This is a genomic window from Legionella sp. 16cNR16C (assembly GCF_021297775.1).
GTDB lineage: Bacteria > Pseudomonadota > Gammaproteobacteria > Legionellales > Legionellaceae > Legionella_C > Legionella_C quinlivanii_A.
Map to the genome: position 1 here is coordinate 471,706 of NZ_JAJTMX010000002.1, position 21,792 is coordinate 493,497.

Genomic DNA, 21,792 nt, shown 5'->3' on the forward strand with positions numbered 1-21,792 from the left:
CTACAATCAGATTATTTTTTATCTTTCGGCTTTTTAGTTCCGTATTTAGAACGACCTTGTTTACGATCATTAACACCTGATGTATCAAGGCTGCCACGCACTGTGTGATAACGAACACCAGGTAAGTCTTTAACCCGGCCGCCACGAATCAGAACCACGGAGTGTTCCTGTAAGTTGTGCCCTTCCCCACCAATGTAGGAGGTCACTTCAAAGCCGTTAGTCAATCGAACACGAGCCACCTTACGCATAGCTGAGTTAGGCTTTTTAGGTGTGGTTGTGTATACACGTGTACAAACACCTCGGCGCTGTGGACATGATTCCAAAGCTGGGACGTTACTTTTCTTTTTGGCGTCCACTCGAGGCTTTCTTACTAACTGATTAATAGTAGCCATTTATTATTAACTCCGAACTATCTCTTTTATAGTGATTTCGTATGCATAAGGAGGCCGGATTCTATTATAGTTTCAGCGGATTTGTCAAGACTTATCCACTGAAACTCCAAGCCCGGATCAATGATCATGGTTATCTGCATTAAGTGCTTCACTCAATGCATGCTCCACGTCACTGGCAGTTACCGTATGCGAGATGTGCTCAGAACCAGCTGTCTTTGCACGTTTTGCCTTGCGGCCTTGATGATAGGCATAACCTGTTCCCGCAGGAATCAGTCGGCCAACCATCACGTTTTCTTTCAAGCCTCTTAAATCATCTACTTTTCCGCTAACAGCCGCTTCCGTCAACACACGCGTTGTCTCTTGGAAGGACGCAGCTGAAATAAATGATTCAGTTGCAAGAGAGGCTTTGGTGATACCTAATAAAATAGGTATTCCCATAGCAACTTGTTTCCCGTCTGCTTGCAATTTGTCATTTTCCTGCAACATGATGCTTTCTTCTACCTGTTCACCCACCAGGAATTTGGAATCACCAGAAAATGTTATCACTCGCTTACGAAGCATTTGTCTAACAATTGTCTCGATATGTTTATCGTTAATTTTCACACCCTGTAAACGGTATACATCCTGTACTTCATTAACGATATAATTTGCAAGGGCGCCAACACCCAGTAAACGAAGTATGTCATGCGGGTTCAATGGTCCCTCTGCAATTACTTCACCTCGCTCGACATGCTCCCCTTCAAACACGGAGATATGACGCCATTTAGGTATCAATTCTTCATGGAAATTACTTTCAGAAGCTGTGATGATCAAGCGACGCTTACCTTTAGTTTCCTTACCAAAATTGACCAATCCGGACGTTTCTGCCATGACAGCTGCGTCTTTTGGTTTTCTGGCTTCAAACAAGTCAGCAACACGCGGTAAACCCCCGGTGATGTCGCGGGTTTTAGATCGTTCCTGTGGTATACGAGCGATAACATCCCCTACACCTACCAGACTGCCATCTTCAAAATTAATAATGGCATCAACCGGCAAGTAGTATTGAGCAGGCACATTAGTACCAGCCAGATAAATCTCATCACCGTCATCAGAAACCAATTTGACCATCGGTCTTAAATCGCGGCCTGCAGCGCTTCTTTGTTTAGCGTCAATGACCACGATGTTACTTAAACCAGTTAACTCGTCAGTCTGGCGGTTCATAGTCAAACCTTCGATAAGATCGATGAACTTCAAACGACCGCTAACTTCCGAAATTACTGGATGGGTATGCGGGTCCCAGGTAGCAATAATTTCGCCAGCCTCTGCTGCCATATTATCATGAACAGTTAGTACCGCACCGTAAGGCAGCTTATAACGCTCACGTTCCCGTCCGAAATCATCAACAATTGACACTTCCCCTGAACGTGAAACAGCAACCAGATTTTTATTTTCGTGCGTTACCGTTTTGATGTTATGGAGTCGAATAACCCCTTTATTCTTAATTTGAATATTATTGGCAGCGGTTGCTCTGGATGCAGCTCCCCCGATATGGAAGGTTCTCATCGTCAACTGCGTACCCGGCTCACCAATTGATTGAGCTGCAATGATACCAACAGCTTCTCCGGTGTTAACAAGATGTCCTCTGGCTAAATCACGGCCATAACATTTGGCACATAACCCAAAGCGGGTTTCACAGGTAATCGGTGAACGTACCAGAACCTGGTCAATACCATAACGTTCCAGCTTCTCAACCCAATCTTCATCAAGTAAAGTTCCCGCTGTAACAATTGCATCATTCTGATTGGGAATAAATACATCTTTAGCAACAACACGACCTAATACACGTTCGTGCAATGGCTCTACAATGTCACCACCTTCAATTAAAGGCTGCATCAAAATGCCGTTTTCAGTTCCGCAATCAATTTCGGTAATAACAACGTCCTGCGCAACATCCACTAATCGACGTGTTAAATAACCAGAGTTTGCTGTTTTTAACGCGGTATCAGCAAGACCTTTACGAGCTCCGTGAGTCGAAATAAAGTACTGGAATACGTTTAAGCCTTCCCGGAAATTTGCGGTAATAGGCGTTTCAATAATTGAGCCATCTGGCGCCGCCATCAGACCCCGCATACCAGCAAGCTGTCTTATCTGTGCCGCAGAACCCCGTGCACCAGAGTCAGCCATCATAAAGATTGGATTAAATGACTCTTGTCTCACTTTCTTACCGGTTCTATCGGTTACTTCTTCTGTTGCGATTCTCGCCATCATCGACTTGGCTACCATTTCATTGGTTCTTGACCAAATATCGATAACCTTATTATAACGCTCACCATTGGTTACCAGACCGGAACGGAACTGTGATTCAATTTCACGAACCTCATTGTCTGCCTGTGCGATAATATCCGCCTTATCTTCAGGGATTTCCATATCTTCAATACCAATGGACGCACCTGCACGTGTTGCATATTTAAAGCCGGTATACATCAACTGGTCAGCAAAAATGACGGTTTCTTTCAAACCGAATTTTCGGTAGCAGGTATCCACTACTCTTGAAATAGCCTTTTTTGTCATCGGTCTGTTAATGACAGTGAACGACATTCCTTTCGGCAATATATCTGAAAGAATGGCTCGGCCAACCGTTGTATCGACCAATTGATATTGCCCTTCTTTATCTTCCGAAGGCATACGAATTTTAACTTTGGCATGAATATCAACATAGCCAGCTTCATAAAAGTTTTGTGCATCTTGCGGGCTGGCGAAAACTTTGCCTTCGCCTTTGGCATTGAGCCGCTCACGTGTTAAATAGTAAAGCCCAAGTACCACGTCCTGACTGGGAACAATGATTGGCTCACCACTCGCAGGAGAAAGGATATTATTCGTAGACATCATCAACGAACGAGCTTCCAGCTGTGCCTCAAGAGTAAGAGGTACGTGAACAGCCATCTGGTCACCGTCAAAGTCAGCGTTGTATGCTGTACAGACTAATGGGTGAAGCTGAATTGCCTTACCTTCGATTAATACAGGTTCAAAGGCCTGAATACCTAAGCGGTGTAAGGTCGGTGCGCGATTAAGAAGAATCGGATGCTCACGAATGACATCATCCAGAATATCCCATACAATCGGCTCTTCCCGCTCTACCATTTTCTTAGCGGCTTTAATCGTGGTTGCCAGGCCACGGAATTCTAATTTACTGAAGATAAACGGCTTGAATAACTCCAAGGCCATTTTCTTTGGCAATCCGCATTGATGGAGTCTGAGTGTAGGACCCACAACAATTACTGAACGACCAGAGTAGTCAACACGCTTACCAAGCAGATTCTGACGGAAACGGCCTTGCTTGCCTTTAATCATATCGGCAAGTGATTTTAATGGTCGTTTGTTAGTTCCGGTAATTGCACGTCCGCGTCTGCCATTATCAAGCAATGCATCTACAGACTCCTGAAGCATACGCTTTTCATTACGCACAATGATGTCAGGAGCATTAAGATCGAGAAGGCGCTTCAGGCGATTGTTTCTGTTAATAACGCGCCGATACAGATCGTTTAAGTCTGAAGTAGCAAAACGGCCGCCATCGAGAGGAACCAAGGGGCGCAGGTCTGGAGGTAATACAGGAAGTACATCCATGATCATCCATTCGGGTTTATTTCCTGACTCATAAAATGCTTCAAGTAATTTCAACCGTTTGGTAATTTTCTTGATCTTGGTTTCGGAATTGGTTGTCGGCAATTCTTCTCGAAGGTTTCTGATCTCTTCTTCAAGGTCGATTTGACGAAGCAGGTCGCGAATCGCTTCAGCACCCATTCGAGCGTCAAACTCATCGCCATACTCTTCCATCGCCTCGAGATAGGTTTCATCATTCAGCAGTTGACCACGCTCAAGTTCGGTCATGCCTGGCTCGACTACAACAAACGCTTCAAAATAAAGAACTCTTTCAATATCACGCAGCGTCATATCAAGCAGTAATCCAATACGGGAAGGTAAGGATTTAAGAAACCAGATATGGGCAACCGGACTAGCCAGTTCAATATGGCCCATTCGCTCACGACGTACTTTTGCAAGCGCCAACTCGACACCGCATTTTTCGCAAATAACACCACGGTGTTTCAAACGTTTATATTTGCCACAGAGACATTCATAATCTTTTACTGGGCCAAACGTTTTGGCACAAAATAATCCATCACGCTCAGGCTTGAAAGTCCGGTAGTTAATTGTCTCCGGCTTTTTCACCTCTCCGTAGGACCATGAACGAATCAGGTCAGGCGATGCTAATGCGATTTTAATTGCATCAAATTCTTCACTTTGACCCTGTTGTTTGAGAATACCAAGCAAATCACTCATTACTGGTGGTTTTCTTATCGGGTTGTTGCTTAGATCAGCCAAGTCTATGTCTCCAAAAAAATTATTAGTGAGAATTTATACGATTATTTATTAATCGTGGTTCAATTCTATATCTATACCTAATGCACGAATTTCTTTTAGTAAAACATTGAATGATTCAGGCATTCCAGGATCCATGCGATGATCCCCATCAACAATATTCTTATAAATCTTGGTTCGTCCGCCAACATCATCCGATTTAACAGTCAACATTTCCTGAAGTGTATACGCGGCACCATAAGCCTCAAGCGCCCATACCTCCATCTCTCCAAAACGCTGACCACCGAATTGAGCTTTACCACCTAATGGTTGTTGTGTAACCAGACTGTAGGAACCTGTAGAACGCGCATGCATCTTGTCGTCAACAAGATGGTTCAACTTCAACATATACATATAGCCTACAGTTACTGGATTGTCGAATTCCTTACCAGTTCGTCCATCAATCAGGATGGTTTTGCCATCGGGCCGCAAACCAGCCAGCTCCAGCATAGACTTGATTTCTTTTTCTGTTGCTCCATCAAATACCGGAGTAGCCATAGGTACTCCTGCGCGCAGATTATCAGCCAGAATACGAATCTCATCATCATTCAAAGCATCGAGATTGACTCTCTCCATGCTGTCATGATTGTAAATTTTGTTCAGGAAAGTGCGTAACTCGGCAACTTGCTGATTGGCTTCCAGCATATTGGCGATGCGGTCGCCTAAACCCTTGGCGGCCAGGCCAAGATGCGTTTCCAGAACCTGTCCAATGTTCATACGTGAAGGAACACCCAATGGGTTCAGTACGATATCAACCGCAGTACCATCGGCCATGTAAGGCATGTCTTCAACGGGCACCACAATCGAGATTACCCCTTTATTCCCGTGACGTCCTGCCATCTTGTCACCGGGTTGAATACGGCGTTTGACAGCAAGATAGACCTTAACAATCTTTAATACTCCAGGTGCCAAATCATCGCCCTGAATAATTTTCTTACGGTTATCATTAAAACGCTTTTCCATCTCTTTACCGAGCATCTCAAGCTGCTTGGATAACTGCTCAAGTTGTTGCGACGCAACATCTTCATCGATACGGATATCAAACCATTTTTCTCTGGGAATAGAATTTAAATAGTCAGCGGTAATCGCGCTACCCGGCTTAACACTTCCTGGTCCGCCAGTTGCATTTTTATCAATGAGCAGATTATACATACGATGATAAATATCTTCTTCACGAATCCGTCTTTCATCGATAAGGTCTTTACGAACCCTTGCCAAATGCTCATCTTCAATGCTTTTAGCTCTGTCATCTTTTTCCAGACCATCACGGGTGAACACCTGAACGTCAATAACAGTACCGTTCATTCCTGAGGGAACTCGTAAGGAAGAGTCTTTTACATCTGAGGCCTTTTCACCAAATATCGCTCTAAGCAGTTTTTCTTCTGGCGTTAATTGTGTTTCGCCTTTTGGTGTCACTTTACCAACAAGAATATCACCCGCTCCTACTTCAGCTCCGATATACACAATTCCAGATTGATCCAGATTTGCTAAAGCAGATTCACCTACGTTAGGGATATCAGCTGTGATCTCTTCTGTGCCAAGCTTGGTGTCACGAGCGATACAAGTTAATTCCTCGATATGAATGGTTGTGAATCGATCTTCCTGTACAATTCTTTCTGAAATCAGAATAGAGTCTTCAAAGTTGTAGCCGTTCCAAGGCATAAATGCGACAAGCAGATTTTGTCCCAGGGCCAGCTCTCCCATATCGGTACATGGACCATCAGCAAGTATATCTCCTCGCTGAATCAGATCGCCTTTAGAAACGATTGGCCTCTGATTAATACAGGTATCCTGATTAGAACGGAAATATTTAGTCAGGTTATAAATGTCTACACCCGCTTCACCAGCCGTTGTTTCATCATCGTTAACTCTCACCACAATACGTGAGGCATCAACCAAATCAATTATACCGCCTCGTTTGGCAACTACAGACACTCCAGAGTCAGAAGCTACCGTTCTTTCCATTCCGGTACCTACCAGCGGCTTTTCGGAACGAAGAGTAGGAACCGCCTGACGTTGCATGTTGGAACCCATCAATGCACGGTTCGCATCGTCATGTTCAAGGAAAGGAATCAATGAGGCCGCAACAGAAACGATTTGCTTTGGTGACACATCCATATAATTAATTTTATCAGGTGTAGTCAGTGAAAACTCATTCTGATGTCTGCATGGAACGAGATCAGCCAGAATGGTTCCGTTTTCATCTACTGGCACACTGGACTGTGCAATGTACTGATCCACTTCTTCGATTGCAGAAAGGTATTCAATATCATCGGTAACTCGACCGTCAATTACTTTTCTGCATGGTGTCTCAATAAACCCATAATCATTTGTTCTTGCGTAAACTGACAATGAGTTAATCAAACCAATGTTTGGACCTTCAGGTGTTTCAATTGGACAGACGCGGCCATAATGAGTAGTGTGAACGTCACGGACTTCAAAGCCTGCTCGCTCACGGGTAAGTCCACCTGGGCCAAGTGCTGAAACACGGCGTTTATGGGTCACTCCCGATAAGGGGTTAACCTGATCCATAAATTGCGATAACTGACTGGATCCGAAAAATTCTTTAATAGCAGCAGATACAGGCTTGGCATTAATTAAGTCCTGAGGCATAAGATTTTCAGACTCGACAAGACTTAAGCGTTCCTTTACAGCGCGCTCGACACGAACCAGACCCACACGGAATTGATTCTCTGCCATTTCACCTACACTTCGTACGCGACGATTGCCCAAATGGTCGATATCGTCAACCATGCCAATGCCATTACGTATGTCAATCAGTGTTTTAATTACCGCCAGAATATCTTCTTTTGTCAGAATACCTAGTCCAGTATCTTCTTTTCTTCCAACCCGACGGTTAAACTTCATTCGACCAACAGCAGACAGGTCATAACGGTCCTCTGCGAAGAATAAGTTCTTAAATAATGCTTCAGCTGCTTCTTTAGTCGGCGGTTCGCCTGGGCGCATCATGCGATAAATTTCAACCAGTGCTTCCAGCTGACTCGTGGTTGGATCAACTTTTAATGTATCCGATATATACGAACCATGATCGAGGTCGTTTGTATAAATTAATTCAAAGCTTAGAATGCCCTGATCTGCTAATTGATCAAGCAGTTGATCAGTGACTTCATCGTTTGCCTGAGCAAGCATTTCACCTGTACTTGTATCAATGACATTTTTTGCCAGTGTTTTGCCTATCAGATAATCTCTTGGAACAACCAGGTCCTGCATGTTGCTCTTTTCCATCAACTTGATATGGCGAGCTGTTATGCGACGGCCTTGTTCAACAATGATTTCGCCACTATCAGGTAATTTAATATCAAAGGAAGCAATTTCACCTCTTAATCTGGAAGGAACCAGATTGATATGAAATTCACCGTTTCTTAATTGGCAGATGGTGGATTCAAAAAATTCAGAAAGAATTTCTTCTATTTCAAAACCTAGCGCACGCAATAGAATTGTAACTGGCAGCTTGCGGCGACGGTCAATACGGACAAATACACAATCCTTGGGATCAAATTCAAAATCAAGCCAGGAACCACGGTATGGTATAATTCGTGCAGAGTATAAAAGTTTACCTGATGAGTGCGTTTTGCCACGATCGTGCTCAAATATAACGCCAGGTGAACGATGTAACTGGGAAACAACAACCCTTTCGGTTCCGTTTACCACAAATGTACCGACATCGGTCATTAAGGGAATTTCGCCCATAAATACGTCTTGCTCACGAATGTCTTTAATTGGTTTTGGTTCGCCAGCTGCATCTTTGTCGAGTACTACAAGTCGAATCTTTACTCGTAGAGGAGCAGAATAAGTTAATCCTCGCATTTTACATTCTTTAACATCAAATGCCGGCTCACCCAATTTGTAACTTACATACTCAAGACGAGCATTTCCTGAAAAACTTACAATGGGGAATACAGATGCAAATGCAGCATGCAGGCCAGTTTTTTGTTGTATATTGGCCTTTGAATTGGCATCAAGAAAATCGGTGTATGACTTTAGCTGAATATCAAGAAGGTTGGGGATTTCCATCTTGTCAGACTGCCTCCCAAAGCTTTTGCGAAATCTTTTTTTCTCAGCATGTGAATAGTGTTGAGCTTCTGCAATTGCCATGGTAGTTCCTCTGTAAAATTATTGAGATAATCAAACGCACAAACCCAGCCATGTAAACATGGCCGGGTTATCTAAAACCAAATCAATGGTATTACTTAACTTCGATTGAAGCGCCAGCTTCTTCAAGCTCTTTCTTGATAGTAGCAGCTTCGTCTTTAGAAACACCTTCTTTAACAGTAGAAGGAGCACCTTCAACGAGGTCTTTTGCTTCTTTCAGACCCAGACCAGTGATACCACGGATGACTTTAATAACGCCAACTTTGTTAGCACCGAAGCTTGTCATAACCACATCGAATTCAGTTTTTTCTTCAACAGCAGCAGCAGCGGCAGCTGGAGCAGCTACAGCAACAGCAGCAGCGGCAGCAGAAACGTTGAATTTTTTCTCCATTTCTTCGATTAAGTCTACAATTTCCATCACGGTCATGTTAGAGATAGTTTCTAAGATCTCATTTTTTGAAACAGCCATTACTAGCTCCTAAGTTTAAAATTAATAAATGTGGTTATTTTGTATCTTTAATTGCAGCAATAGTCCTAACCAATTTGGCATGAGGTTCTGCAAGTGTACGTACAAATTTTTCGACTGGCGCTTTCATCACATACATCAGCTTAGCTAATGCTTCATCACGTGTCGGCAGACTTGCTACGGCTTCCAGATGTTCTGCACCGTATACTTTTCCACCTACAGATAATGCCTTGATTTCAAGCTTATCAAATGTTTTGGCAAATTCCTTTAGTAATCTAGCTGCATCACTTGGTGCTTCAAGTGATAAAGCAATAAACAAAGGACCAACCAATTTGTCGTTCAGACAGGCAAATTCCGTTTTCTCGAAAGCACGTCGAGTTAATGTGTTTCTTACTACTCGTAAGTAAACATTGGATTTGCGTGCTTCAGAACGCAATTGGGTCATTTGATTAACAGTCAAACCACGATAATCCGCAACAACAGCAGATATAGCCTTGGAAGCAACTTCACTCACTTCGTCGACTACCGCTTTTTTTGCAGCTAATGTTATCGTCACGTTAATGACCTCCTAAGTTGTTCAAATCAATAAATCGATTTGACAGTTATGGTGGCCGTCTCAGAGAGATCCCGGAGCCGGTTCACCGTCTGCGCAGGGTATTAAGCTTTTGCACCTGCGGTCTTCGACGGCATTGAACCAAGTCTATGCCGTGAAAGCTTTTAAAAGGGCGTTTATATTACACGGGTAATGATGCAATATCAATAGGCAATCCAGGTCCCATTGTAGAAGATAATGTAATCTTTTTCAGATATACGCCTTTTGAAGAAGCGGGTTTCGCTTTCTTAAGATCAACAATCAGCGCACTTATGTTTTCGATTATATCGTCAGCGCTGAAATCTAACTTACCAACTGTACAATGAATAATTCCATTTTTATCAGTACGGTAACGAACCTGACCTGACTTCGCATCGGAAACAGCCGCTTCGACGTTAGTGGTTACTGTGCCAACTTTTGGATTGGGCATAAGTCCACGCGGACCGAGGATTTGGCCTAACTGACCAACGATTCGCATCGCATCTGGAGTTGCAATTACGACATCAAAATCCATCTCTCCAGCTTTAACTTTTTCAGCCAGATCTTCAAAACCAACAATATCCGCACCAGCATTCTTAGCTTTAGTTGCATTGTCTCCCTGCGCAAATACAGCTACTCGAACTGTTTTGCCAGTTCCCTTGGGCAGGTTGGTTGAGGTTCTGACTACCTGGTCTGATTTTCTGGGATCTACACCCAGGTTAACACTAATATCAATGCTTTCTCTGAAATTTTTACTTGCAAATTTCTTTAAGAGTTCAATTGCTTCGTGAGCGTTATAGTAGTGGTTAGGTTTAACATTTTCACGAATTTGTTGTATTTTTTTGCTTAACTTTGCCATGATCTGTCCCCTTATTCCACGCCTTCAACTTCTACGCCCATGCTTCTTGCTGTACCTGCGATAGTACGAACAGCAGCATCCAAACTGGCAGCAGTCAGATCAGGTTCTTTAGTTTTGGCAATTTCTTCAAGTTGTTCACGATTCAGGCGGCCAACTTTATTGGTGTTTGGTTTTCCGCTACCACTGGCAATACCAGCTTTCTTCTTGATTAGTACAGAAGCAGGAGGCGTTTTAGTAATAAACGTAAAACTGCGATCACTATATACAGTAATGACAACTGGAGTTGGCAAGCCTGGTTCCATATTCTGTGTAGCCGCATTAAATGCCTTACAGAATTCCATGATGTTCACACCGCGCTGACCTAATGCAGGGCCGACTGGTGGACTTGGATTTGCTTTACCAGCAGGTATTTGTAGCTTTACATAAGCTTCGACTTTTTTTGCCATTATTTACTCCTTAGTGGGTCAACGCTAACACAAATTCGGCATTAGCTCCCCGGTTGGTGTTATCAGGTTTTTTCGACCTGGCTAAACTCAAGCTCGACAGGTGTAGAGCGCCCAAAGATCAGAACGGCCACTCTCAATTTGTTTTTCTCATAGTTAACTTCTTCAACCACACCATTGAAATCAACAAACGGACCTTCTTTGACGCGAACTACTTCACCTGGTTCGAACAGGATTTTGGGTTTCGGCTTGGTCACGCCATCTTCAACCCTTTGCAAGATAGCTCTTGCTTCTTTATCTGAAATTGGTGTCGGCTTTTGGTTGGCATCCCCTTTTGCAGTGCCACCAAGGAAACCAAGAACTCGAGGTATTGCTCGAATCATATGCCACGTGGAATCATCCATAACCATGTTAACTAAAACATAACCTGGAAAAAACTTTCTTGTGCTCTTACGCTTCTGTCCGGCGCGCATTTCTACGACTTCTTCGGAAGGAACAACTACTTCGCCAATTTTTTCTTCAAGATTTTGATGAAGTGCGCGTGCTTTTATCTCACGCATAACGAAATTTTCATAGCCTGAATAGGCATGAACTACATACCACTGTTTTGATTTCTGTTCTTCCACTATTGTCAGCCCAAATGTGTTATTTTTGCGATTGCCCACATCATTATTGAATCAATTCCCCAGAGAATAAATCCAGTTGCTGCAACCATGATCATAACTATTGAGGTAGTTTGCACAGTTTCTTGACGTGTAGGCCAAACTACTTTTTGAAGTTCAATCTTTGCTTCCTGTGCGAATGCAAAAACCTGCTGTCCTTTATTGGTAAAAAAACCTATTACGAATATGCTAACTAGCCAACCAATCCAAATCATAACTTTGATTGGAGATGAAACAGTATAGTAATAAGTACAAAAGAAGGCTGCTATAGTTACTAACAGCATTCCTGTCCATAAAACAATTTCTTTAACGCTTAGGTTTGTTTTCATCACAATCACGCTTTTGGTAGTTGGCAGGCCAGGAGGGAATCGAACCCCCAACCTGCGGTTTTGGAGACCGCCGCTCTGCCAATTGAGCTACTGGCCTAACTCCTTACTTCCTGGCGTGAGAACTATTGTTCTCACACCATTTTACTCTTTACTCGATAATTTTTGCTACGACACCGGCACCAACAGTACGACCGCCTTCGCGAATAGCAAAGCGCTGGACATAGTCCGCGTGTCCTGGGCAATCTACGTGTGCATAGTGGCGGTTTGCTGATTCGTACTCAACATGCGCTGTAGAAATTGTAATTCCACGCTCACGTTCTTCAGGGGCTGCGTCAATCTGATCATACGCTTTCGCTGTACCACCAAATTTTTTCGCCATAATCGTTGTTATAGCTGCAGTCAGTGTGGTTTTACCGTGGTCAACGTGACCAATCGTGCCTACGTTTACGTGCGGCTTTTTTCGCTCAAACTTTTCCTTTGCCATCGGAAAATCTCCCCTATAGAAAGTTGATAATTGTATGGTGCCCACAACTGGACTCGAACCAACGACCTCTTCCTTACCAAGGAAGTGCTCTACCGCCTGAGCTATGTGGGCTTTAAGCTACAGACTGATTTGATCCTCTAATCTATTAGCTCATTTGGAGCGGGTGATGGGAATCGAACCCACGCTATCAGCTTGGAAGGCTGAAGTTCTACCATTGAACTACACCCGCTTTTTTCTTTTTTTAAAAATGGTGGAGGGGGAAGGATTCGAACCTTCGAAGGCTGAGCCGTCAGATTTACAGTCTGATCCCTTTGACCGCTCGGGAACCCCTCCAAAAAGAATGCCATTTTCTTTCAGGAATTTATTAAAGTCAAGTACATTACTGTACCTGACTTCATTTAAGATGGTGCTGGCACTAGGAATCGAACCCAGGACCTACTGATTACAAGTCAGTTGCTCTACCAACTGAGCTACGCCAGCATTATCAATTTTCACTTTCACTTGAAAGTGGTTCATCACTTTCGTGACTATTTAATAAAACCCTGGCGATGACCTACTTTCACATGGAGAAACTCCACACTATCATCGGCGCAAGTCTGTTAAGGATAACCGCCGTAGCGGTTGGGTTCCCCCATTCGGACATCTCTGGATCAACGCATGTTTCCAACTCCCCAGAGCTTTTCGCAGGATTCCACGTCCTTCATCGCCTCTTACTGCCAAGGCATCCACCGTTTGCGCTTCTCTTCTTGACCATATAACCTCAATTATCTCAAAGTCATACGACAACAACAAAAACTTGCAATACTAATGCGCTTGTATTTCTTCTCTTTACCTAATTGTTAATGAACTTCTGGATAGTCCAGAAAACATAATACTCTTGAATATTATCTTTTCTGATCTATCTGAGACAAGATATGGTGGGTCTGAGTGGACTTGAACCACCGGCCTCACCCTTATCAGGGGTGCGCTCTAACCAGCTGAGCTACAGACCCAATTTTTTTTACTTCGGCTTTTTGCTTTACTCTTCGTTATCTTGCTGCGCGCGCTCAGTCACGTACAGTAGTACGCTCCTTCACTTGCTTAGCAAGATGCCTCGATTAAAGCAAAAATCCTCGTAAAAACTTTCTCCGAACCTTTCTGTTGGTATCGCTTGCTGCGCTTGCGATTCCATTTTAAATTGTGGTAAATTTGCTTGGCTTTTTTGCTTTTCGCAAATCGCTTCTGTAGGTTTAACCTACCAAACCGAGTCTCGTCTCTTTTTCACTCTGAAAACAAACTGTGTGGGCGCTCGAATCAACTCTCATGCTCTTATTTCATGTTAAGGAGGTGATCCAGCCGCAGGTTCCCCTACGGCTACCTTGTTACGACTTCACCCCAGTCATGAATCACACCGTGGTAAACGTCCCCCCGAAGGTTAGACTATCTACTTCTGGTGCAACCCACTCCCATGGTGTGACGGGCGGCATCTTCTTAATCAACTCGCCCCGAAGGCGTGATGCGTATTCTACGGATTTCGCATCTCATGTCAAACACTTTTTGCAAAAAAGTTTAAATTTCTTTTTTATCACCCTGCTTTTTTAAGAAGCACCCTGGCAATTCTTCGCTTACCCACCTGAATAATAAAGCTTTTTTCCATTTCCATTAACAATGCCGCATCCGCCAGACGCTCACCATTTAACTTGACTGCGCCCTGTGCGGTCATTCGAATGGATTCGGAAGTACTTTTTGTTAAATCGAGTTGCTTTAAAATCTGGGCAACACTTAAAGGCTCTGAACAGATAATAATTTGTTCGGGTAAATCATCAGGAATTTCATTTTTGCGAAAACGCTCAATGAAAGACTGTTCCGCCAAATCGGCTTGTTCCTTATTATGAAAGCGTTCAATAATTTCCTTGGCCAATCCGATTTTAACATCTCGTGGATTATAGCCCTCTTCAACCGCTCGTTTCATTTTTGCGATATCGGCAGAGGATTTAAAACTTAACAGATTAATATAACGCCACATCAATTCATCGCTAACCGACATAATCTTTCCAAACATACTATCGGCAGTTTCTTCTATACCTATATAGTTGTTTAAAGATTTCGACATTTTCTTAACACCGTCTAATCCTTCTATTAATGGAGTCATCATAATGACTTGCGGCTCATGGCCGAAATGCTTCTGCAATTCTCTGCCCATTAACAGATTAAACTTCTGATCCGTACCCCCCAGTTCAATATCTGCTTTAAGCGCCACTGAGTCATAGCCCTGTACTAATGGATAGAGAAACTCATGAATGGCTATCGGCTGTCCTGTACTATAACGTTTACTGAAATCATCGCGTTCCAGCATCCTGGCAACAGTATGCGTGGAGGCAAGACGAATTAGGTCGGCTGCATTCATTGCTCCCATCCATTGAGAATTAAAACGAACGATTGTTTTCTCAGGATCAAGAATTTTAAATACCTGTGCTTCATAAGTTTTGGCATTCTCAAGTACTGCCTCCTGGCTTAAGGGCATGCGTGTGACATTTTTTCCTGTCGGGTCACCGATCATGGCGGTGAAATCACCGATTAAAAAAACAACCTGATGTCCAAACTGTTGAAATTGCCGAAGTTTATTCAATAATACGGTATGGCCTAAGTGTAAATCAGGAGCAGTCGGATCAAATCCAGCTTTAATGATCAGAGGTCTATCTTTGAGCAATTTTTTTTCAAATTCCTGAACAGGAAGGATTTCTTCACAGCCTCTTTGCAGTTCGGCATTCATCGATTCATCAATAATCATACAAGTAAAACCTTTTTTAGTGATTGACCTAAGTTGTTCCAGCGAGTATCTTAGCCCGGTTATTGTGTTCTCGCTAGAGGATGAATAAACAGGACAGCTTTTTAGGCATGAATGCCCCAGTTGGCGAACCGTATAACAGAACAGATTATATGTTCAGTGGGTAACCAAATTTTAAAAAACGTGCGATTATTATTTCGCCGTTTTATTGGGATGGTAATAATAAACCTAATTATCACTGTAATAATAATTTTAACATCACTCTAGAGGTTAGCAGTAGCAAAAGGCGAAACATGGATCAACGACCCAATGTCTCAATAAATAATACAAACAAGCCATCCAAGCTGTTGGCTCTTATCGCATTGGCGATTGCATTTGCCTTGCCTTTCATATTGGTCAAGACATTTCCACACAAGATTAAGCCACCTGTAAGCAGCAAATCAACGACCTTATCTGAACTTGAAGAACAGGAAAAGGATATTCCTGATGAAGAGGAAGTTCCGGTTAATGAGGAAGAGCAAGAGGATACAGAAGAAGCTGAAGCAGGCGAAACCATTCCGGCGCCCTCATCTATTATAGAGAAAGCAGAGCAAATAGAGAAAGCTGATCCGCCGAAAACCAGTCTGGAAGCAGCTAAAAAACTGGCCGAGGTAAAAAAACCGGAAATCAAAACGGCTAAACCGAATAAGCCAGCGGCTTTGCCCCCTGAAAAAGATTGGAAAATCATTAAAACCCGTCCGGGTGACTCCCTGGCACTGGTATTTAATCGCGCCGGTATAAGCCAGAAAGTGTTGCAAACGATTCTTCATGATAATCCGCATACCTCTGCTCTCACCCGGCTGAAGCCAGGACAGGATATTCAGCTTCAAATCAAGAATAAGGTTCTTGAGCGAATGATGCTTCCTTTTACCAGCACCCAGTTTCTGGTCGTCTATCGTGACGGCACTCATTATAGAAGCAAAATTGATGCAAAGAAAATGAACAGCCATAATCATTTTGCAACTGCCGTCGTGAATGGCTCCCTCTATGGAACGGCCAAGCGTTACAATATTCCGCCAAAACTGGTTAAACAAATGACCGATATCTTTACCTGGGATATTAATTTTGCCAAAGATATTCGTGCCGGGGATCGATTCACTATTATTTATCAGGCGTTCTATATCGATGGTAAACAAGTCGGAACTGGCGATATTGTGGCGGTATCTTACAAGAATCGTGGAAAAACATTTCAGGCGGTGAGACATACTAACCGTGACGGCCAGTCTGATTATTATACCCCGGAAGGCAGAAGTCTGAAAAAAGCATTCAACCGCTATCCGGTTCGTTTCAGCCACATCAGCTCTTCCTTCAGTCTCTCCAGGTATCATCCAATTTTACATTATCGACGCGCCCATAAAGGCGTCGACCTCGCTGCGTCTATTGGCACACCAATCATGGCCACAGGCTCAGGGAAGATTGAAATTATTGGCCGCCAGAATGGCTATGGCAATATGATTAAAATCAAGCATGACAAAAATTACAGCAGTGTGTATGGCCACATGCTACGATTTGAGAAAGGCTTATCACGTGGTGATTATGTCAAGCGCGGTCAGGTGATCGGTTACGTGGGCCAATCCGGACTTGCCTCTGGCCCTCATTGCCATTATGAGTTTCATGTCAATAATTTTCCCAGAAATCCTACTACCGTTGACTTGCCCAGAGGTTTGGAAATTTCTGCCAGAGAAATGGCAAACTTTAGGGCAAACACCAGAACCCTTCTTGCACAATTAAAGATGTTTGAAGAGGCACAGCTTGCAAGTGCAGCTAGAAAAAACAGTAACAATAAAAAAGCATAATCAAGATTTAAGGACAAACGAATGAAAAAAATGTTGTTGGCGGCCCCACTGGCTTTAGGATTATTGACTTCATGCGATACATTCGACAAACCTGATGTGATAACCGATGATGCCGGATATCCTCATTACACTACTCCCTACCAGGACGATACCCGCGGCCAGAATGCTTTTCCAATGACCTGGAATACGAACGGTAAAAAGCTGTTTGTGTTTGATCCCAAAGCCTATGCCTGGGCAGCTTATGATGCACAGGGAAATCGGGTGATGACTGGCAGCGCGTCCGGCGGTATGGATTTTTGCCAGGATATTGATGAATCATGCCGAACCGTAGTAGGCACATTCCAGGTATTTAATAAGAAGGGCGCTGACTGCAAATCCAGTGAATTCCCAATTGCCAAAACTCCAGGCGGCAAAGAAGGTGGCGCTAAAATGCCCTATTGCATGCACTTCCATGACGGCTATGCCATTCATGCAGCCTATGAAGTACCACGCCGCAACTCCAGCCACGGCTGTATACGCGTTTTGCCAGGAGCGGCCAAATGGCTGAATCAGAACTTTATCGATGTAGGAACAACGGTGTTGGTTCTGCCCTATTCTAAACCAGAGAACTGATACTAATAACTGAGTATCTTCTCTACTAAATGGTCGTTTGCGTACTATGAACGATACCAGACGACCCTTTGCCCGCTTTAATCTTGCCTTTCCCCCTCACAAATTAAGTCAATCGACTCAGGACAGGTCTTTTACAATAACGAAAGATTGCCTCGACCTCATCCACGATGTATAATTTTAACTCACCATCAGATTGGGCATAAGATGTCGGAAAGTGACAACACAGACGGATTACCCGTCTTAAAGGATACAATAATAGCAGCTCTTCATCGCTATAAAACGGAATACCCAAGACGAGCGGCTTCTCCTCATAGAGCAACTGACATTGCCTACATTAGCAAAACAGTGAATGCTGCTGCCAACCCTGACGATTTACTATCAGAACTGGAGGATTACTTTAGCAGCGATTCTTACTACACCGGTATTACCGACAAAAGCGTACTGGAAGAATTGATAGTAGAAGAAATCCTTAAGATTAATAAAGAACTTCAGCGATCATTCAATACATTCGGTTATTCACCACAACCACACTCCGCGAAACATGAGACACCTGAAGGGGCAAAAGATGGAAACATTTCATTGGGTTCTTCTCTAAATGATTTTGTTCATTTTGCTATTGATAAATATATCAGTGAGAAACAAGGCAATATATCCGAATATAGACAGCATGATATTGAAAAACTAAGGATAATACTGGATGGAGAGCAAAACGACTTGAAAAAGATTGAGACAATCGAGGAGTTTCTAAATGAGCTTACCCATCCTTTTAATAGTTATTTAAAACAGTATCTCAGACAGTCGCTGCAGCTCTTTCAATCCAACCCATCCAAAACATTTATTACCCGTATATGGGAGCCTGACCTTCCATCGACTCCTGAAAAAATCATGGTGTTTCTGCATGGATGGCATGATAGTGTGAATTCAGCGGATAAATTGGCACGAGAAGCTGTAAAAAATGGCTTTAAAGTAATAGCTTATGATCATCGAGGTCATGGTAATGATGCCCAAAGAGAGAAAAGAAATATTTCTACTGATTTATTGCGAATTGATTTTCGCAAATTTCTAAGTCACATCAATGCTCAAAATCCACAGGCAGAACTGGCATTGGTGGGACACAGTATGGGAGGCGCGATTTTAACCGTAGAGAATGCTTTCATTAATAATCTCACTAATGAGAATGGAAAAGCCGTGAAATGCGTTTCCTTACTTGCGCCAGCTGTCATGAGCGGATTTCATAAAATGGCAAGTCCGCTTAAACTGTTCTACCGAAATATGCATCCCGATGTATATTCTGCTCAAACTACTGGGCCTTCCCCACGTTTTGGCGGCAACGGCCCCTCTCTATTTGGTCTTTTAAATTTAATGCTCAAAGCAGCCCGCGCTTTAAAGCATTTATATCAGAAGGATTCATCTGGACATAGTCACTGGCATATCTATTCTGGCAAAAAGGATGCTTCTGTGAATTACAGTGAATTCGAATCACTGCCTAATTCACATCATAAGCCGGTGCGTTTTTTTTCACGTGGTGATCATGCTTTGCAGTTTGGCCATCGATCGGGAACAGTGATTCGAACTCTGATTAAGGATACAGAAAAGCACTTTTCTTCTACTATTTCTATTCAGCCAATTTCGCGTTTGTGAAATTGGCAAAAGAGGCAAACGAATATCCAATACAAACATCATTATGCAAATAGATAACGGCAAACAGCAATACTAGCGATGATTCCGGCCAAATCGGCAAGTAAGCCAGCGGGGATAGCATGCCTTGTTCTTTTAATTCCTACCGCTCCAAAATACACTGCAATCACGTAGAATGTAGTTTCCGTACTACCCATCATAGTTGCAGCAGTTTTGGCGATGAATGAATTGCCGCCGTGATCATGGATCAGTTCCGCCATTAAACCTGTTGATGCGCTGCCGGAAAATGGGCGAATTAATGCCAGGGGTAATAAATCGGAAGGCATACCCAGCTTGGAAAGTAGAGGCGACAACAGGCTGCTTAGCAATTCAAAGAAGCCAGAGGCTCGAAGCATGCCAATTGCGACCATCATCGCGATTAAATAAGGAATAATGCTGACACTGGTTTCAAAGCCCTGCTTTGCCCCATTGATAAATGCTTCAAAAACGTCGACTTTTCGCAGAGCAGCGTAAGCCGGTATTCCCACCACAAAAGCAAGAAGCATCCAATTGGATAGTTGATTAGCAAAATCACTCATGAGAAACACTTAATTTATTTATTCGGTAAACCGGAAGTTTGGCAAGCTGTTTGACAGCTAAAATACCCACTATCGTTGAACAAGTAGTAGCCAAGAGCGAGCTGACGATGACAGAGCTGGGATGCAAAGCACCATTAGCAGCCAGAAAGGCGATTGCAGTTGCCGGAATTAACTGAACACTGGAAGTGTTAATCGCCAGAAAAGTACACATCGCATTACTGGCTTCCTGTGCATGCTCATTTAAACGCTGTAATTCTTTCATCGCCTTTAATCCAAAAGGAGTTGCGGCGTTGCCAAGGCCCAGCATGTTGGCGGCAATATTCATCACCATAGCGCCCATCGCCGGATCATCCACCGGGACTTCCGGAAATACAGGTTTCATGACAGGCTTCAATAACCTAGCAAAACGATTAACCAGACCAGACTCGGTGGCGATATTCATTATCCCAAGCCATAAGGCCATAATACCGGTTAAACCTATCGCAATTTCAAAACCCAGCTTGGCGGAGTCTGTCACCGCATTGACCAGTTGATCCACTCGCCCTTGAATCACGGCAACGCATACTGAAAGCAGGATCATTCCGAGCCATATTGCATTTAGCATAAATTTCCCTCAAACTGTTTGCCTGCTACACTTACATTACTTCAAGCGAACTATGGCTTCTTTAAAAAAATTGATGCTTTTATCCAGCTGTTTAACGCTGACCTTTAATGTCTTTGCTATAAATGATCTTCCCCGTAAAGAGTTAGACCTAAGCATTGAGAAACTATATCACACTATCCCTGACATCTCTAAATTAAACATGCAGGCCCGTTTGGATAAACTAAGCAGCTCTTTTGTAGGAAAACCCTATATTCTCGGTTCGCTGGGGGAGGGAGATAACGCTTATTTTGATCAGATGACACTCTACCGTTTCGATGGTTTTGATTGCGAAACTTTCGTGACTTCGGTTTTGGCTCTCGCACTTGCAAATAACCCTTCGGAGTATAAAGTCTGCCTGCAAAAATTAAGATATCAGAATGGTAAAATTGGTTTTATTAATCGAAATCATTTCACCGCCCTGGACTGGAATACCAATAATCAGCAGCAGGGGTATGTAAAAGACATCACGCGCAATTTTACTGATAAAAACAATCAGCCAGTGTACAAAGTAGCTGAAGCTATAGTAGATAAGCCCTCCTGGTATCAGCACTTAAGCAGTAAATCCATTCGTTTAAACTCTCCCGACGCTAAAGAAACCGAGAAACGCTTAAGCAGACTTAAACAGCGGGGCAGCAAGCTGGCTGTGGCCAAAGAACAGATTGATTATCTGCCTCTAACTGCTTTATTTGATGCCAAGGGCGTCCCCAACCTTCATCTTTTCAAGCAGATTCCTGATGCAGCGATTATCGAAATTGTTCGACCGAACTGGGATTTGACACAGGCTATTGGCACCCATTTAAACGTTTCCCATCTCGGATTCGCCTTCTGGAAAGGTGATCAGTTAATTTTCCGACAAGCATCCTCCAATTTTGGAAAGGTAGTTGATGTGCCATTAATGGATTATCTTAAAGAAGCCTTGCCGAGCCCAACTATTAAAGGGATTAACGTACAGATTGTTTTACCCCAGAAGCCCTTGAATGCACAGTGCTCGACAAAATAGCAGAC

The 21,792-nt window shown here is 43.2% G+C and carries 17 protein-coding genes, 6 tRNA genes and 2 other annotated features; of the genes, 4 read left to right on the forward strand and 19 right to left on the reverse strand.

Annotated elements, in window-relative coordinates; genetic code table 11:
- Positions 1–11 precede the first annotated feature (11 nt).
- The 17 genes from rpsL to tyrS form a co-directional block, all read right to left on the reverse strand.
- The gene (gene rpsL, locus LXA66_RS06080) at positions 12–392 is read right to left on the reverse strand and encodes a 30S ribosomal protein S12 (protein WP_045098305.1); all 381 of its coding nucleotides are present in this window, start codon (positions 390–392) and stop codon (positions 12–14) included.
- Positions 393–509: 117 nt separating this feature from the next.
- Positions 510–4,709 (reverse strand): DNA-directed RNA polymerase subunit beta', encoded by a 4,200-nt coding sequence (gene rpoC, locus LXA66_RS06085; RefSeq protein WP_058508194.1) that lies wholly within the window; start codon positions 4,707–4,709, stop codon positions 510–512.
- Between the two features lie 90 nt (positions 4,710–4,799).
- Positions 4,800–8,903, reverse strand: coding sequence for a DNA-directed RNA polymerase subunit beta (gene rpoB, locus LXA66_RS06090; protein WP_112220502.1), 4,104 nt, complete (start codon positions 8,901–8,903; stop codon positions 4,800–4,802).
- Between the two features lie 91 nt (positions 8,904–8,994).
- Positions 8,995–9,369 (reverse strand): 50S ribosomal protein L7/L12, encoded by a 375-nt coding sequence (rplL, locus tag LXA66_RS06095; RefSeq protein WP_233012409.1) that lies wholly within the window; start codon positions 9,367–9,369, stop codon positions 8,995–8,997.
- A gap of 34 nt (positions 9,370–9,403) precedes the next feature.
- Positions 9,404–9,922: a 50S ribosomal protein L10 gene (gene rplJ / locus LXA66_RS06100; RefSeq protein ID WP_112220503.1), complete on the reverse strand. Its 519-nt coding sequence runs from the start codon at positions 9,920–9,922 to the stop codon at positions 9,404–9,406.
- A 178-nt stretch (positions 9,923–10,100) separates the two neighbouring features.
- Positions 10,101–10,796, reverse strand: a complete 696-nt coding sequence (rplA, locus tag LXA66_RS06105; RefSeq protein WP_112220504.1) for a 50S ribosomal protein L1 — start codon at positions 10,794–10,796, stop codon at positions 10,101–10,103.
- Between the two features lie 11 nt (positions 10,797–10,807).
- Positions 10,808–11,242, reverse strand: coding sequence for a 50S ribosomal protein L11 (gene rplK / locus LXA66_RS06110; protein ID WP_058508189.1), 435 nt, complete (start codon positions 11,240–11,242; stop codon positions 10,808–10,810).
- A gap of 62 nt (positions 11,243–11,304) precedes the next feature.
- Positions 11,305–11,868: a transcription termination/antitermination protein NusG gene (nusG, locus tag LXA66_RS06115; protein WP_172458309.1), complete on the reverse strand. Its 564-nt coding sequence runs from the start codon at positions 11,866–11,868 to the stop codon at positions 11,305–11,307.
- Positions 11,869–11,870: 2 nt separating this feature from the next.
- Positions 11,871–12,230, reverse strand: a complete 360-nt coding sequence (secE, locus tag LXA66_RS06120; RefSeq protein WP_058508188.1) for a preprotein translocase subunit SecE — start codon at positions 12,228–12,230, stop codon at positions 11,871–11,873.
- 21 nt (positions 12,231–12,251) lie between these two features.
- Positions 12,252–12,327: transfer RNA gene (locus LXA66_RS06125), tRNA-Trp, on the reverse strand.
- Between the two features lie 51 nt (positions 12,328–12,378).
- The gene (locus LXA66_RS06130) at positions 12,379–12,714 is read right to left on the reverse strand and encodes a GTP-binding protein (protein WP_233012410.1); all 336 of its coding nucleotides are present in this window, start codon (positions 12,712–12,714) and stop codon (positions 12,379–12,381) included.
- 35 nt (positions 12,715–12,749) lie between these two features.
- Positions 12,750–12,825, reverse strand: a tRNA-Thr gene (locus LXA66_RS06135).
- 44 nt (positions 12,826–12,869) lie between these two features.
- Positions 12,870–12,943 (reverse strand) — tRNA-Gly (locus tag LXA66_RS06140).
- A gap of 19 nt (positions 12,944–12,962) precedes the next feature.
- Positions 12,963–13,047: transfer RNA gene (locus LXA66_RS06145), tRNA-Tyr, on the reverse strand.
- Positions 13,048–13,118: 71 nt separating this feature from the next.
- Positions 13,119–13,194, reverse strand: a tRNA-Thr gene (locus tag LXA66_RS06150).
- Between the two features lie 94 nt (positions 13,195–13,288).
- Positions 13,289–13,420: a sequence feature (23S ribosomal RNA rRNA prediction is too short), on the reverse strand.
- A 209-nt stretch (positions 13,421–13,629) separates the two neighbouring features.
- Positions 13,630–13,706: transfer RNA gene (locus LXA66_RS06155), tRNA-Ile, on the reverse strand.
- 327 nt (positions 13,707–14,033) lie between these two features.
- Positions 14,034–14,270 (reverse strand) — a sequence feature (16S ribosomal RNA rRNA prediction is too short).
- A gap of 8 nt (positions 14,271–14,278) precedes the next feature.
- Complete coding sequence (gene tyrS, locus LXA66_RS06160; protein WP_233012411.1) at positions 14,279–15,484, reverse strand: tyrosine--tRNA ligase; 1,206 nt, start codon at positions 15,482–15,484, stop codon at positions 14,279–14,281.
- Between the two features lie 290 nt (positions 15,485–15,774).
- Here tyrS and LXA66_RS06165 point away from each other — a divergent pair, with 290 nt between their 5' ends.
- The 3 genes from LXA66_RS06165 to LXA66_RS06175 all read left to right on the forward strand — a co-directional run bounded on the left by LXA66_RS06165 (position 15,775) and on the right by LXA66_RS06175 (position 19,569).
- A complete protein-coding gene (locus tag LXA66_RS06165) occupies positions 15,775–17,316 on the forward strand; it encodes a peptidoglycan DD-metalloendopeptidase family protein (protein ID WP_233012412.1) in 1,542 nt (513 codons plus the stop codon).
- 21 nt (positions 17,317–17,337) lie between these two features.
- On the forward strand, positions 17,338–17,928 hold the full coding sequence (locus LXA66_RS06170) for a L,D-transpeptidase (RefSeq protein ID WP_112220510.1): 591 nt from the start codon (positions 17,338–17,340) through the stop codon (positions 17,926–17,928).
- A gap of 204 nt (positions 17,929–18,132) precedes the next feature.
- The gene (locus tag LXA66_RS06175) at positions 18,133–19,569 is read left to right on the forward strand and encodes an alpha/beta hydrolase (RefSeq protein WP_233012413.1); all 1,437 of its coding nucleotides are present in this window, start codon (positions 18,133–18,135) and stop codon (positions 19,567–19,569) included.
- 41 nt (positions 19,570–19,610) lie between these two features.
- On the opposite strand, the gene LXA66_RS06180 is transcribed toward LXA66_RS06175, so the two are convergent.
- Both LXA66_RS06180 and LXA66_RS06185 read right to left on the reverse strand, forming a co-directional pair.
- Positions 19,611–20,144 (reverse strand): spore maturation protein, encoded by a 534-nt coding sequence (locus tag LXA66_RS06180; protein WP_233012414.1) that lies wholly within the window; start codon positions 20,142–20,144, stop codon positions 19,611–19,613.
- Entirely contained in the window at positions 20,137–20,748 is a 612-nt protein-coding gene (locus LXA66_RS06185) for a nucleoside recognition domain-containing protein (protein WP_233012415.1), read from the reverse strand. The genes LXA66_RS06180 and LXA66_RS06185 overlap by 8 nt, the downstream gene beginning before the upstream one ends.
- Before the next feature lie 52 nt (positions 20,749–20,800).
- Between LXA66_RS06185 and LXA66_RS06190 the strand changes: the two genes are divergently transcribed.
- On the forward strand, positions 20,801–21,787 hold the full coding sequence (locus LXA66_RS06190) for an N-acetylmuramoyl-L-alanine amidase-like domain-containing protein (protein WP_233012416.1): 987 nt from the start codon (positions 20,801–20,803) through the stop codon (positions 21,785–21,787).
- Positions 21,788–21,792: the final 5 nt, after the last annotated feature.

What these genes read in the sequence shown, in the direction of transcription:
- tyrS (WP_233012411.1), bottom strand. Translation starts at nt 15,484, where the DNA reads ATGATTATTGATGAATCGATGAATGCCGAACTGCAAAGAGGCTGTGAA.
- secE (WP_058508188.1), bottom strand. Translation starts at nt 12,230, where the DNA reads ATGAAAACAAACCTAAGCGTTAAAGAAATTGTTTTATGGACAGGAATG.
- rpoB (WP_112220502.1), bottom strand. Translation starts at nt 8,903, where the DNA reads ATGGCAATTGCAGAAGCTCAACACTATTCACATGCTGAGAAAAAAAGA.
- rpoC (WP_058508194.1), bottom strand. Translation starts at nt 4,709, where the DNA reads ATGAGTGATTTGCTTGGTATTCTCAAACAACAGGGTCAAAGTGAAGAA.
- LXA66_RS06165 (WP_233012412.1), top strand. Translation starts at nt 15,775, where the DNA reads ATGGATCAACGACCCAATGTCTCAATAAATAATACAAACAAGCCATCC.
- LXA66_RS06130 (WP_233012410.1), bottom strand. Translation starts at nt 12,714, where the DNA reads ATGGCAAAGGAAAAGTTTGAGCGAAAAAAGCCGCACGTAAACGTAGGC.
- rplK (WP_058508189.1), bottom strand. Translation starts at nt 11,242, where the DNA reads ATGGCAAAAAAAGTCGAAGCTTATGTAAAGCTACAAATACCTGCTGGT.
- rplA (WP_112220504.1), bottom strand. Translation starts at nt 10,796, where the DNA reads ATGGCAAAGTTAAGCAAAAAAATACAACAAATTCGTGAAAATGTTAAA.
- LXA66_RS06180 (WP_233012414.1), bottom strand. Translation starts at nt 20,144, where the DNA reads ATGAGTGATTTTGCTAATCAACTATCCAATTGGATGCTTCTTGCTTTT.
- LXA66_RS06185 (WP_233012415.1), bottom strand. Translation starts at nt 20,748, where the DNA reads ATGCTAAATGCAATATGGCTCGGAATGATCCTGCTTTCAGTATGCGTT.
- rplL (WP_233012409.1), bottom strand. Translation starts at nt 9,369, where the DNA reads ATGGCTGTTTCAAAAAATGAGATCTTAGAAACTATCTCTAACATGACC.
- rpsL (WP_045098305.1), bottom strand. Translation starts at nt 392, where the DNA reads ATGGCTACTATTAATCAGTTAGTAAGAAAGCCTCGAGTGGACGCCAAA.
- LXA66_RS06190 (WP_233012416.1), top strand. Translation starts at nt 20,801, where the DNA reads ATGGCTTCTTTAAAAAAATTGATGCTTTTATCCAGCTGTTTAACGCTG.
- LXA66_RS06175 (WP_233012413.1), top strand. Translation starts at nt 18,133, where the DNA reads ATGTCGGAAAGTGACAACACAGACGGATTACCCGTCTTAAAGGATACA.
- LXA66_RS06170 (WP_112220510.1), top strand. Translation starts at nt 17,338, where the DNA reads ATGAAAAAAATGTTGTTGGCGGCCCCACTGGCTTTAGGATTATTGACT.